We start from the raw sequence: 13,609 nt of genomic DNA, 5'->3' as shown, positions 1-13,609 counted from the left end.
GATTTAATCAATGAACAAAATAACTAATCTTTTCACTATTGTACTTTTATGCGCTGTTGTTACACGGCTGGAAGCAAAAATTAAGTTGAGTACAGTATTTGGAAATCATATGGTTTTGCAGCAGCTGTCAAACGTGACCTTTAAGGGCTATGCTAATGCAAATAAACGCGTAAAAGTTACGCCTGGCTGGAACACAAAAAAGTATGCGGTTGTAGCTGATGCATCCGGATATTTTGAAATTACGGTGCCCACGCCTAAGGCTGTTGCAAAACCATATGAGATTAGTTTTAATGACGGCGAGGAATTGCTGTTAAAAAATGTGCTTATTGGTGAAGTATGGTTTTGTTCCGGACAATCGAATATGGAAATGCCGGTAAAAGGTTTTCGTGGCCAGCCGGTTTTTGGTACCTTAAAACACATTGTAACGGCCAATCCAAACAGAAAGATAAGGCTGTATACGGTAAAACGTGCCTGGAACACCATGCCGCAGGCAGAAGGAATTGCAGGCGAATGGAAAGAGCTGTCGGCAAAAGACCTGGCAGAGTTTTCTGCAACGGCCTATTTTTTTGGCGATATGCTGGAGCAATCGCTCGGTGCCCCCATTGGTCTGGTCAATTGCTCCTGGAGTATGTCAAAAATTGAAGCCTGGATGGATAAGGAAAGCCTGGCCGGCGTAGGGGGCATAAGATTTCCGGATATCCATCAAAAGGAATTTGAATGGGCCGCAGGAACGCCCACACTTTTATGGAATGCCATGGTAAACCCATGGAAAGGATTTCCGCTTAAAGGCGTGATCTGGTACCAGGGAGAAGCCAATACTGCCAATCCGGCCTTGTATAAGCAATTGTTCGCTGCAATGACAAAGCAGTGGAGAATATTTTTTCAGGCTCCTGAAATGCCATTTTATTACGTTCAGCTAGCACCCTGGCAATCGGGCGGGAAAGATCTGACGGACTGGGCATATTTCCGGCAGGCACAACTTGAACTGATGAATGAAATTCCGAATGTGGGCATGGCGGTAACCGCTGATCTGGGAAGCGAGGTTTTCATTCATCCCCCTCATAAAATTGAAGTAGGACAGCGGCTGGCATACTGGGCATTGGCAAAAACATATGGCAAAGAAGGTTTTTCGTATTCGGGGCCCATATTTAAATCGGTCAGTTTGAAAGATGCCGTTGCAGAACTGACATTTGATTTCGGGAAGGATGGGTTAATCCCTGAGAACGAAAAAATCACAGGATTTGAAATTGCAGGTAAAGATGGTGTTTTTAAGGCTGCTGAAGCATTTATACTGAATGGTTCGGACCGCGTTAAAGTGTGGTGCGAGCAGGTTAAGGAGCCGGTGGAGGTACGCTATTGCTTCAGGAATTATAAAATTGGCAATTTATGCAATAATGCAGGTTTGCCTGCTGCCCCTTTCCGCACCATCATTAACAAATAAAAGTTACTTTCTGATAAATTTTTAGAATTGTTACCGGGCAATAGGGTTTTATACCTACAATTGCAGCAATTTTTAGTACTTTTAATCAGGGGAATGAAAAACCATGACTGCCTATAGCGCATATACGGAACCAGAGTTGGCCGGCTTGTTGAAGCAGGGCGATAAAGACGCGTTTACAGAGATCTTTACACGTTACCAATCACTGCTGTATATTTTTGCCTATAAAAAAACTGCCGACAGGGAAGAGGCGAAAGACCTGATCCACGATTTGTTTGGAATGCTGTGGGAGAAGCGGGAAAGCCTGTCTGTTGCAGGGAATCTGGCGCCCTACCTCTTTACGCTTTTGAAAAACAAAATCTTTGATCTGTATAAGCATAAAAAGGTGAGCCAGCGTTACCTGGATACTTTTCAGGATTACCTGGATGTGGAGCCGGAAGCTGCCGATTACCGGGTTAGGCACAAGGACCTGGCAGAGCTGATAGAAAAGGAGATAGCTGCCCTACCTGAAAAGATGCGGATCGTTTTTGAGCTGAGCCGTAATACCGATATGAGCCGTAAAGAGATAGCAGAGCGCCTGGGCCTGCCAGAGGAAACCGTAAAAAGCAGAATGCACCATTCCTTAAAAATTTTAAAGGGCAAGCTGGGAACAAAAAGTTTTTTAATATTTTTTTAACCCCGACCCAACACGAAATCGTTATGTCTATATAGCCAATAACATAACATGAAGTACAAGGCCAAAAGTTTATTTGAAAAATACCAATCCGGAAATTGCAGCCCGGACGAGAAGGCTGTGGTAGAAAACTGGCTGACTTTTGGTGAGGCAACAAAACTGGATTTAACGGAGGCAGAACTTGATGACGATCTGCAGGTGCTACATAAGCGGATAAATACCATTCCGGCAGGGAAAGGGTTTAAAAACTGGCCCCGTATTGGCATAGCCGCTGCGGTAATAGGTATTGCCTTATGTACCTGGCTTTACAGGTCATATCATCCTGGCGCAGGTCAGGATCCCGCACTCGCAAAATATAAAAAAGACATTGCCCCGGGAGGCAACCGTGCTGTCCTCACTGCAGCCAACGGTAAAACCATAACCCTTAGCGCTGCAAAAACAGGTATTGCTGTAAGCGATGAAATAAAATACAATGATGGAACGAAGATAGATCCATCGGCTCTAGGCATTAACCACCCATTGTCCACAGCGAATGAGAAGGAGCTTGCCCTTAATATCGCTACACCACGAGGTGGAACTTACTCCATTATTTTACAAGATGGCACAAAAGTTTGGTTAAATGCTGATAGTAAATTGGAGTTTTTATCCAATTATTGGAACAAAGCACAAAGAATTGTAAAACTCATAGGAGAGGCATATTTCGAAGTAGCCAAAGATGCGAAACGGCCTTTTATTGTGCAAAGTGCGGGGCAGAAAGTAACTGTACTGGGTACGCACTTTAACATTAGCGCGTACAAGGGCGAGGCCATTAAAACTACACTATTGGAAGGCACTGTGCGCGTTACACCATCCGGCCCAACACCATCATCCCGGGTAACCGGGGGATCTGTGAAAGATGAGGACAAAAACAGCGAAGCCGTTGTCCTGAAGCCTTCGCAGCAGACCACTCTGGATAAGACCTTTAAAATACGCCTGCAAACCCTGTTGGATGCGGAACATGCCATAGCCTGGGCAGGTATAAAAGACAAGCCGGTATTCATGTTCAGAAACGAGAACCTGCCCTCGTTACTGCGCAAAATATCGCGCTGGTACGATGTGGAAACTATAGATCAAACCACAAAAAAGAACTATGGTAGCTTTAACGGTGCAATACAACGGGACAGTCCATTATCGGTAATGGTAAAGATGCTTGAGGCAACACAAACTTTTCATTTTAGAATAGAAGGGAGGAAACTTATTGTAACAGACTGGAGATAACTGTTTCATTATCCTATTGAAAATAATGTGGTAAACAAAAAGGCCAACAGAGCTGGAGACTCTTTTGGCCTATACGCTCAGTTTATCAAAGTATTGCTTGTAACAAAAATCAACAACCGAACAACCAAATGTACAAAAAAAACAGAAGAACCTGGTGTGTACCGCCGGGCTATGCCAAACAATTTTTTAGGATTATGAAGGTATTGCTTTTACTCCTTACCGCCTGTTTAATGCAGGTAAGTGCATCCAGCTTTGCACAGCGCATCTCATTGAGTGAAAAAGATGCCAGCCTGATCAGCGTATTTGAAAAGATAAGCACACAAAGCGGGTTTAACTTTATTGTAACCAATGAAATTATGGCCGGCGCTAAACCGGTTACCATTAACGTACAGCGCCAGGAAATTAAAACCGTACTGGAACAGCTGTTTAAAAACCAGCCATTGAGTTTTAGCCTGGAAGATAAGGTCATTATCGTAACAAGGAAAACCCCTTCCTTCCTGGATCGCCTTTCCGGTGTCATTCAGCAGATCATGAAAGAGCTTACCATAAAAGGCAGGGTAACAGATGAAAACGGTAAACCCCTCCCAAACGCAAGCATCCGGGTAAAAGGGAAAAGCGCTGTTACGAATACCAATCAGGATGGAGAGTTTGAGCTTAAAGGTGTAGACGAGGAAGCCGTATTGCAGGTGAGCTATGTGGGCTATAAAACGTTTGAAATTGCCGTAAAGGGTGCAGGGATGCCCCTGGAAATTAAACTGAACGTAGCTACAGGTGAGTTGAACGAGGTGGCTATTGTAAACACCGGATATCAGAAAGTCAGCCGGGAAAAAATAACCGGATCGGTAGTTACAATAGGGTCAGAGGAACTTGAAAAACGGAATACTGTCAATATTTTACAAAACCTGGAAGGCACGGTACCCGGACTTGTACTTTACAGAGATAATGCCACCATTCGCGGGGTAGGCACCTTTCAGACCAACGCCAATATTTTAGTGGTGGTCGACGGACTTCCGATTGAGGGCAGTATAGCGGATGTTAACCCATATGATGTGGAAAGCATCAACGTACTAAAAGATGCCGCTGCATCAGCTATATATGGGGCCAGGGCTTCAAACGGTGTAATCGTGGTGACTACAAAAAAAGCCAGGGAGAAAGGAAAAACCATTATTGAGGCCTCAGGAAATTTCACCATCACGGATAAACCCGATTACAGTTACCGGAACTTTATGACACCGGCGCAGCAGGTAGATTGGGAACGTGATTATTACAGCTGGTATTTTAACGGAGGTGATGGTACGGTTGCAAATCCTGTAGCCGCTTTTGAAAATGATATCAGTATAGGTACCGCTATTTCTCCGGTACAATACGATCATTACCTGTTAAAAAAGGGACAGATTAGCCAGGCCCAGCTAAATGATAGGCTTGCTGAATATAAAACCCATGATTTTGCCAATGCGTATAAGGACCTTGCTTTGAAAAACCAGGCCGTTCAGCAATATAACCTGGCATTGCGCACAAATAACGGCAAGTCCCAGCATAGCCTGGTACTCAACTATACAACCGATAACGGGGGCATCATCAATGCGTATAACAGGCGGTTAAATCTTTTCTATAAAGGAAGTTATGCTATAGCACGCTGGTTGGATATTGACTATGGTGTGAACAGTGTAATTGGCAAAATCAGATCGCATAACAGTACGCTGGCAACCAATCCTTTTAATGTTCCTGCTTATTCCAGCCTTTTAAATACCGATGGCAGCAGGGCATACTATAGCACAAGCCAGTTTAACCGCTACAATACCATAACCGAAACCACAGCCAAATTATACAGCACCAGGTTTAACCATTTGGACGAGTTGGAGCGCGATTTTGTCAATACCTCTGTTTTAAATACCAGGTATTATGTTAACCTGAATTTCAAAGTACTGAAAGGCCTGTCCATAAACCCTATGTTTCAGTATGAAGACCTCCGGCGCGATGTTTCTGCCTATTCTGAAGCCGAAAGTTATACCATGCGATGGCTGCAAAACGTTTACACTACCCGTTCGGGCACAGCTGGCAACTACAGCTATACCAATTTGCTGCCTGTTGGCGGAAAACTTTCAACCACAAAAGAAAGGAGCCCCAATTATACCGGACGCCTACAGGCAAATTATGAGCGGGAATTTGGAAAACATGGATTCTTAGCTTTGGCGGGCATGGAGTTGCGCCAAACGCGGGTGTATGGAGAACGGGGCGTTTTGCTGGGTTACGATGATCAATTGCAAACCCAGCTAACCAATACGCTTAATTTTAATGCCTTGTACAATGTCAACTCCACTTTCTGGAACCCCAATTACCCGGTGCAGCGGCGCCATTTTTTAACAGAGATTTCAACCCTGGGCCTGGTACCCGATCAGCTGCACCGCTTTGCTTCGGGATATGCCAACCTGACCTATACCTACGATAAAAAATATAACCTTCTTGCTTCATTGAGGAAAGACTATGCCGATCTTTTTGGCAGCGATGAAAAGTACCGGGGTAAACCACTCTGGTCTGCCGGTGCATCGTGGCTGGCCTCTAACGAGGAATTCCTGAAAGGTTTTACCTTATTGAATTACCTGAAAGTAAGGGCCACTTACGGACTTACCGGCAATATCCGCACCGATGTAAGCTCCGTTCTGAGTGCCATTAGTGAAACAAACCCGATTACCCAATTGCCGGGGGCAACAGTAACCAATCCGCCCAACCCTTTACTGCGCTGGGAGAAAACCGCAACCAGTAATATTGGCCTGGACTTCAGGTTGCTGAATGACAGGCTGCGGGGCACCATTGATATGTACAGACGTAAAGGGACTGACCTTTTTGCCCTGAAACGTTTTGACTCTTCAGAAGGGTTTACTTCGATGGTGATCAATAACGCAAGTATGGTCAATAACGGCCTGGAACTGAACCTGGCATACGACTGGATCAGGCCATTGGCGGCTGGAAATTTTGGCTGGTCAACAAGCGTATCTGGTGCCTGGAACAAAAATAAGATTACCTATGTGGATGAATTGACAAGAAATCCGGAAACCCTGGCATCCGGCGGTGCTTACAGGGTAGGCTATCCGGTACGTTCCCTGTTTTCATTTCAGTTTGCAGGGCTCAGTAATGAGGGCATACCACAATGGTACAATACCGCAGGGGTTCCGACAGCAACTATGCTAGGGCCAAATGATGCGGATGCTATGGTCTTTTCGGGCAGTGCAGACCCTAAAGTGAACCTTTCTTTTAACAATGACCTCAGTTACAAAGGGATCAGCCTGAGTATTTTTGCCATCTACTACGGAGGACATTATTTTCGGGCCAGACCAGTACCAGTGCCTTATCCTTATCCCACTTATAGCCAGCTGCCATCGTATTTGCTGAACAGCTGGACCCCTTCAAATACAGATACAGATATTCCCGGAAGCCGCCAGTACTATCAGCCACCTGCTACCAATCAGTATTACTATTCAGACAACCTGGTGCGAAGGGCAGATTTTATCAAGATCAGGAACATTGTTATGGGGTATACCATTCCAAATGCCATTGCTTCAAAAATAAAGGCAAGCAACCTGAAAGTCCGCTTCCAGGTCAACAACCCTAAATCTGTCTGGGTAAGACAGAAAGATGTACATGCTGATCCTGAAACAGCGAACGGGGTCCCGATCCCTACTTCTTATGTTTTGGGTATCAATGCTAATTTTTAACTATGACGACCATGAGCAATAAAATATTTTTTCTGGCCATTACTGTGGTACTCCTGGTAACCGGATGTGCCAAGTATACAGACGTTACCCCAAAGGGCAAGAACTTGCTTAACCGCGCCGGCGATCTGGATATGTTGATGAACGTAAACTATATCAGCCCAGCGTTCCTCTTCAGAAACCATAGCATATTGGTAAATGATACTTATATCATTGGCAGTAATGTGCCAAATACCATCTCATCAGGAGTAAGGAACTGGGACAAAGTATTGCTGACTTATGATGAAACGGCAGACAGGGCAGCGCTGGCCACAACCGATGCCACCTATGAAGGACTTTACAAAATCATTTCAACCGTTGCAAATATTGCGATCGCCAATAGTGATAAGGCTTCTGGCGATCCGCAGTTGCTAAAGCAGGTTAAGGCCGAGGCTTTAACGCTAAGGGCGTACCTGCATTTTTTGTTGGTGAATGTGTATGCTAAAGCTTATGATCCAGCTACTGCAGCAACAGATGGCGGGGTACCCTATGTAGATGATGTGGCTTTTGAGCGGCTGAACGCTAAAAGAACGGTAAAAGAAGTGTATGACCACATGCTTTCAGATATTGATGCGGCAATGGCGTCTGATGCCTTACCAGACCGGCCTAAAAATGCCATGCGCGTGGGAAAAGGCTTTGCCTATGCCCTGAAAGCAAAAATTCTGTTGTTTATGCGAAATTATACTGGCGCTTTGGAAGCAGTGAATACCGCCTTGACCATAAACAGTACGCTGGAAGACCACCGGCCATTAATGAACATTACACCCAGGGCAAACCGGGTGTTAAGCCGTGCCGGACTAACCGCTCCGGATAACCTTTTTTATGCCGCTTTTGATGCTGCCGATCCGGGCTTAAGTTTACCAACCTATGAAATCCTGAATAACTATTATGAGGCAGGGAACATCGTTAAAGACCATACAGATACTTATAATTATCCATACGGCTTATATCTTACCGGATTGCCAAACATCCCAATGTGGTTTGCCATGACCTATCAGGGTAATGCCGGCGGCCTCACTACATCCGATCTGGTGCTGATGAAAGCAGAATGCCTCATCCGTACCAATAACATAGGAGGGGGGATGGATGAAGTCAACAAAATCAGGATCCGCCGGATTGATCCTGCGGTTTATACACCCTGGAGTGCAACAACCGCGGCACAGGCCATGGCCTATTTGCAGCGGACATCAAGGATTGAGTTCCTGTTTACCTGGAGAAATTTTGCAGACATCAAAAGATGGAACAGGGAAGGCTTGTATCCTGTAGCTGTTGAAAGGACCATTAACGGCATAAAGTATGTACTGCCTGCCAATTCTAAATTATGGGTTTTCCCCTTCCCGCAAAGTGCCACACAATTTAATGAAACCCTGACTCAAAATTATTAAAGATGAAAATGAAGATCATAACAACAGGTATAATGGCTATTGCCACCTGTACTTTTTTTAGCACTGGCAATTTATTTGCGCAGCAAGCTAAGGGCTTAACTATTGGAGACCAGGCCCCGGCGCTGCAGTACGGTAAATGGATTAAAGGTGAGCCGGTTGTGTCATTAACCGGCAATCAATTGTATGTTTTAGAATTCTGGGCTACCTGGTGCGTGCCTTGTATAAAAGCCATGCCGCATTTAACAAAGCTGCAGCAGGAGTACAAAAACAAAGTGAATTTTATAGGTGTAAATATAGCTGAGCGGGTTGATGAAGATAAGCCTTACGATTCATCGCTGCCTGCTGTAGTGCAATTTGTGGAAACGAATGCGGCGAAAATAGGCTTTTCCGTAATTGCCGATAACAACGCGCAGTTTATGTACCACAACTGGCTTAAAGCTTCCGGACAAAATGGTATTCCTGCTACCTTTATTGTGAAAGACAATAAGGTAGTATGGATTGGAGGGCCGCAGGCGCTGGATACGATCATTCCGAAGATCCTTGAAAACCGCTACGATATGGAAGCATTTAAATCCCGGTTTAAAGAGATGACGGAGACCTCAAAAAAACAAAGTGCCTATTACAGCTCATTTATGAACCCGATAGAAGAAGCATTTAAGGCGAAAAATTATGTAAAGGTAGTTGAGCTGACCGAGGCGGTTAAAAAAGAAAAGCCAGACCTGAAAACGATGATGGACCAATTGAAATTTAAAGTATTGCTGGCTTATCTTGATGAGAAAAAAGCTGTTGAATTTGGAAAGGTATGGCAGAGCGAAGATAAAGCGGCCCCGTCGTTAATTTTGCAGATAGTAGGCAAAGAAAAAAACAAGCAGCTATCCCATGAAACCTATTTATGGACAGCAAAAAATTTTGGTGATACCAATGCACTAACCAATCCGGAGCTGCTTGATGAACTTGCGGGTTGCTTTGCCAAGGGAGGCGATTTCAGGAACGCTATTGTCAATGAGGAAAAGGCATTGGAGCTGGCTAAAAAAATGCTGAAGGCAGGAAGCAAGGATCAAGACATTACAACTGAGACCGTTGCTGCATATGAAAGCAGATTGAAAAGCTATAAAGAGAGCGTAAAATAACTATAATTACCGCTTATTTCAGTTTCATTTCAATTCCACTTCAGTTTTCATTCAGTTGTAACTGAAGTGGAACCCTGTTTAAACTGAGATAAAAAGGAACTATGGAAACTATATTACCTCTATATTTAATCACTAATTCTCCATATAACTCAACAACCCATTATCCCGGTACGAATAATACCCATCCGGTTCCATAACAATATGATCCAATAACACCATGCTGATGCCACAGGCAGCAGCGATCAGGTTTATATTGTAAACCAAATCTTTGCGGTTAGCCTGGTAGTAATCATTGGCACAACTTACCAGCACTATAGAAAGGCACTCCTGCCTCAAAGCAGTATGTAAAATGGTTCCGATCTCGCCGAAACCAGAAGTCTGATCGCCCAGCTTTTCTGTATGTGCCAGGGCACCTGTGCCATCAAACAACATTAACCAGTAACCCTGCCGTTCAGGAATAGCCTCTTTTGCCATCTGGTAAGTATTGTAGCTATTCCCTGTTATATACCTGCGAACAGCAGGCCTGCGGCTGTAATAATTGTGCTTTGGCTCGTTCAAATAACTGGTAGTAAATTCAACTGCTTGGTACATAATTTCAGTTTTATAGTTAAATAATAAGTTGTAAGTAAATGCTTTACGCATAAAACAAATATAGTAAAACCACCAGTTAAATACTAATATTTTTAGCATTTTATTTGCAAATAAACGCCGCTATAACCTAGCTTTGTATTACCCGGAGCAAACGTTGAGTAAACAAAATCCGTTCTGGTAAGCAAAGCAGATTGAAAAACAAAATGTATGAAGTAATGAGGGTAATTTTAAACTTAGAGCAGCAAGCTTCATTTAACCGGATAATGCGGGGCTGGGTAATGGCGAATGACCGCATCCAAAGAGGGATGCAGCACAACGGGGATTTAATTGTTTTGGTAGATGGAAACACCATCTGCTTTAACCTGGCGAATTTTTCAAAGGCCTACCGGGAAAAATTTATACTGAACAATTTTGAGCTGTATTGCACACAACTGTTTCTGGCGGTTAAACCGCAGATCCAGGTGTTCTTAAAAAATGAGGGATTTAGATCATACGATTTTCAATGTGTATTTCTGCTACAGGACATGACCTGGAGTAAAATGGAAAAGGTAGGGAGCTATGGAACAAATCTTTTTCTACCTTAACGGATTGAATAACTGTTCCAGTACCTGATGGCGAAAGTTGAAAATGGTGTTTAATTTTTTCTTTACAAACAGGCCATGCGCTATTTGGCCAATAATGCCAAAGGGCAATTCATAATCTACAGTATCTATCATCATAACCCCCCTCTGGTTTGGGATAAATTCATGACGATGCCTCCACAATTTGTACGGACCTTTTTTCTGGAAGTCGGTAAAGCTTTTTTGGTAGTTTACCTCTGTAATTTCGGTTTGCCACCGGAGTGGGATGCCCAGCACGGGGGAAACTGTATAATCGATCGTCATGCCTTTATAAATCTCTGCTTCGGTCAGCTTGCTTAACACAACAAAGCCCATCTCTTCGGGCGTAATACGTGAAAGGTTGTTTGGGGAAGAAAAGAAATCCCAGGCAGTTTGAATGTCACAATACAATTGCTGCTCCCTTTTAAGTTGATAAATCTTTCCCATAAACAGATTCTTTAGTAATTTTTAAGGTTTTGACAATATCGGAAAATTAAGTACAGCTTACGGACTATATAACGTGATTTCTAGATGCCCTGGGCAAAATGGCCATATTTATCCACCTGATCTGCTGATGAACTAATTTCTGATTTTGCTCGCAATTTTTTGGATTGTTTCACAGTATATTGTGTTGATAATTAGTTAGATATAGAAATATTTATTCTGTTTTTTGTGGCTGGTGATGTGAGATATGTTTAGATTAGCCTGCATCTCATATGATGCGTAAATGGATATGCATACAACACAAATAAGGAAGACAAATACACAGAGTTTAAACGGAGTTTTTCTGAATCGGCCATTGAAAGCCTGGTTGCATTTGCAAATGCAAAAGGCGGGCAGGTTATAATTGGGCTAGATGATAAGGGGAATCCGTTGAAGGGTTTTAGTGTGGGGCAGGAGAGTTTACAGAAATGGGTTAACAACTCAAACCATCAGTTGTCTGTTCTGGAAATAACGGATTTAAATTTACAGTCATTGCAGATCTCCTGGGATTCCTGCATAGCGCATAGCAAAACACTGGACGATCTGGATTTTAAGAAGGTTGAGCGCTTTTTAGATAAAGTGAACAGTGTGGGGCGGTTTGCGTTAGCAGGAAGCATGCTGGAAAGCCTGGAAAAGCTGAGCCTGGTTAAAGGGCAACTGGTAACCAATGCTGCCTGGCTGCTGTTTGATAAAGGAAGTACCGGTTACAACGTTCATTTGGGCAGGTTTAAAACCCCGTCTTATATTATTGATGACAGGATGTATAACGGGACATTGTTTGACATGGTTGAAGAGATCATGAGGTACCTGATATCGCAGATTAAGGTGGCTTTTGAGATTAAGGGTATGCCTACACAGCGAACGGAAATATTTGAATACCCATTGCCTGCCCTAAGGGAAATGGCGTTAAATTGCCTTATACATAGAAATTACCTAAGTCCTATAGATGTGCAGATATGCCTGTTTGACAATTATGTTGAATTTTACAACCCCGGGGGCCTGGCGGGTAGCTTAACTGTTGAAGACTTAAAGAAAGACAATTATAAGGCGCATGCCCGTAATAAACTTATTGCTGAAGCTTTTTATTTAATAGGTGGTATAGAAAAGTATGGAAGTGGTTTCTTAAGGATGAGAAAAGAGATTGCCACTTACCCTACAATGAAAATGGAATTTGGCGAAATGCCAAACGGTTTCATGAATAAGCTAAGTTATAGGGAGCAAAAGATCAGTACAAAAATGGATAGCAGGGTAAGTGAGGGAGTAAATGGCGGAGTAAATGAGGTAGTAAATCTTTCACCAACCCTTTATGAAAGGAGATGGAGCCTTTAGCCATTGATCTCAGTTGGAAATCATCTCAAATTGAGGGAAATACCTATTCCTTACTTGAAACGGAACGTTTACTTAAGGAAAAACAAACTGCAGCCGGCAAGCCGAAAGATGATACGGTTATGCTGTTGAACCATAAAGAGGCGATCGACTTTGTGGTGGCAAATGGTGCTTTTTCCCGATTGCCGGGTACCGTTTAAGAATACAATAGGGCTAACTTTTAATGCTGCCGCGAGTTTAGCTGTAATGCACCGGGTATTATTTTCATTTGCTTTTTTTTGTAAAAGTAAAGTTAGCCTTTATAAAATCAAAAGTTAAACTTTAGTTTTGCGAGATTTCCTTACAGATCAGAATGTTCATGATGCCGTCTTTCTCTTTCCCAAGAAAAATTTTCATAGAAATAATTCACCGCCTTTCGATAGCTTTGAAGCTGCTCGGTATGCGCCAATGCACCTGTACCATCAAACAGCATTAGCCAAAAGCCTTCTCTTTCAGCATTTGCTTCAATAGATGTTACTTTGTGACTAGGCGTAAAAAGACTGGCCTGTGCAGAGACTCTGAAAATAGGGAAGGGGATGATAAACGCGTATATGGAAGCGTATATGTCTTTTATAACAGAGGATAGGAAGGCTATTGCAGATAGTATTTATTTGGCGGGGTTTAGTTTAATAAGCAAAGAGGCCTTATTAGCCAGATAGGGAATATTTGTTATTCTCGTAGTGAGGCATATATAGCATGTAGGAGATAATAATTATTTTTGTATAAATTGGAGGTTAAAATGAAGATTAATTCAAACAATGCTTATTTCGGAAAAGTAAGAGGAACGTTTAGCCACAAGGTTAATGGCAGAAGCAATGATCCATATTTTGTAAAGAAAGCAAAAGATGCTGCCGAAGATATTAGGAAACACGGTTTCCCTAAAGAGGCTTTAGAATTTCTGAAGGGACACTAAACCACACTCCCCCCTTTCTCACAACA

At 43.1% G+C, this 13,609-nt stretch carries 12 protein-coding genes and 1 pseudogene; 11 read left to right on the top strand and 2 right to left on the bottom strand.

Annotated features, from left to right (window positions below; genetic code table 11):
- Positions 1-10: 10 nt before the first annotated feature.
- The 6 genes from B9A91_RS03345 (at position 11) to B9A91_RS03320 (ending at position 9,632) form a co-directional block, all read left to right on the top strand.
- The gene (locus B9A91_RS03345) at positions 11-1,441 is read left to right on the top strand and encodes a sialate O-acetylesterase (protein ID WP_084236997.1); all 1,431 of its coding nucleotides are present in this window, start codon (positions 11-13) and stop codon (positions 1,439-1,441) included.
- Positions 1,442-1,544: 103 nt separating this feature from the next.
- On the top strand, positions 1,545-2,114 hold the full coding sequence (locus B9A91_RS03340) for an RNA polymerase sigma factor (protein WP_084236996.1): 570 nt from the start codon (positions 1,545-1,547) through the stop codon (positions 2,112-2,114).
- Positions 2,115-2,162: 48 nt separating this feature from the next.
- Positions 2,163-3,368 (top strand): FecR family protein, encoded by a 1,206-nt coding sequence (locus B9A91_RS03335; protein WP_084236995.1) that lies wholly within the window; start codon positions 2,163-2,165, stop codon positions 3,366-3,368.
- A 128-nt stretch (positions 3,369-3,496) separates the two neighbouring features.
- A complete protein-coding gene (locus B9A91_RS03330) occupies positions 3,497-7,081 on the top strand; it encodes a SusC/RagA family TonB-linked outer membrane protein (RefSeq protein ID WP_084236994.1) in 3,585 nt (1,194 codons plus the stop codon).
- An 11-nt stretch (positions 7,082-7,092) separates the two neighbouring features.
- Positions 7,093-8,502, top strand: coding sequence for a RagB/SusD family nutrient uptake outer membrane protein (locus B9A91_RS03325; RefSeq protein ID WP_159451634.1), 1,410 nt, complete (start codon positions 7,093-7,095; stop codon positions 8,500-8,502).
- Positions 8,503-8,510: 8 nt separating this feature from the next.
- Complete coding sequence (locus B9A91_RS03320; protein ID WP_159451633.1) at positions 8,511-9,632, top strand: TlpA family protein disulfide reductase; 1,122 nt, start codon at positions 8,511-8,513, stop codon at positions 9,630-9,632.
- A 132-nt stretch (positions 9,633-9,764) separates the two neighbouring features.
- Here the strand turns inward: B9A91_RS03320 and B9A91_RS03315 are convergent, their stop codons facing one another.
- Positions 9,765-10,223: a JAB domain-containing protein gene (locus tag B9A91_RS03315; protein ID WP_159451632.1), complete on the bottom strand. Its 459-nt coding sequence runs from the start codon at positions 10,221-10,223 to the stop codon at positions 9,765-9,767.
- A gap of 215 nt (positions 10,224-10,438) precedes the next feature.
- On the opposite strand from B9A91_RS03315, the gene B9A91_RS03310 reads away from it, so the two are divergent.
- A complete protein-coding gene (locus B9A91_RS03310; protein WP_144008845.1) occupies positions 10,439-10,807 on the top strand; it encodes a hypothetical protein in 369 nt (122 codons plus the stop codon).
- Here B9A91_RS03310 and B9A91_RS03305 read toward each other — a convergent pair.
- Positions 10,799-11,269, bottom strand: coding sequence for an SRPBCC family protein (locus tag B9A91_RS03305; RefSeq protein ID WP_084236989.1), 471 nt, complete (start codon positions 11,267-11,269; stop codon positions 10,799-10,801). The two genes, B9A91_RS03310 and B9A91_RS03305, sit on opposite strands and share 9 nt — an antisense overlap.
- A 318-nt stretch (positions 11,270-11,587) precedes the next feature.
- On the opposite strand from B9A91_RS03305, the pseudogene B9A91_RS24460 reads away from it, so the two are divergent.
- From B9A91_RS24460 to B9A91_RS24070, 4 genes and pseudogenes are all read left to right on the top strand, one after another.
- Positions 11,588-11,746, top strand: a pseudogene (locus B9A91_RS24460) (AlbA family DNA-binding domain-containing protein); the annotation flags it as partial.
- A gap of 174 nt (positions 11,747-11,920) precedes the next feature.
- Positions 11,921-12,634: an ATP-binding protein gene (locus tag B9A91_RS24515; protein WP_317043332.1), complete on the top strand. Its 714-nt coding sequence runs from the start codon at positions 11,921-11,923 to the stop codon at positions 12,632-12,634.
- Positions 12,622-12,831 (top strand): hypothetical protein, encoded by a 210-nt coding sequence (locus tag B9A91_RS03295; protein ID WP_084236987.1) that lies wholly within the window; start codon positions 12,622-12,624, stop codon positions 12,829-12,831. Before B9A91_RS24515 ends, B9A91_RS03295 begins: the two co-directional genes overlap by 13 nt.
- A gap of 578 nt (positions 12,832-13,409) precedes the next feature.
- Entirely contained in the window at positions 13,410-13,583 is a 174-nt protein-coding gene (locus B9A91_RS24070) for a hypothetical protein (protein ID WP_159451631.1), read from the top strand.
- Positions 13,584-13,609: the final 26 nt, after the last annotated feature.

This window comes from Pedobacter africanus (assembly GCF_900176535.1).
In the GTDB taxonomy this organism is placed as follows: domain Bacteria; phylum Bacteroidota; class Bacteroidia; order Sphingobacteriales; family Sphingobacteriaceae; genus Pedobacter; species Pedobacter africanus.
The sequence above is the reverse complement of the archived record's forward strand: the minus strand, read 5'-3'. Positions and strand labels throughout refer to the sequence as shown.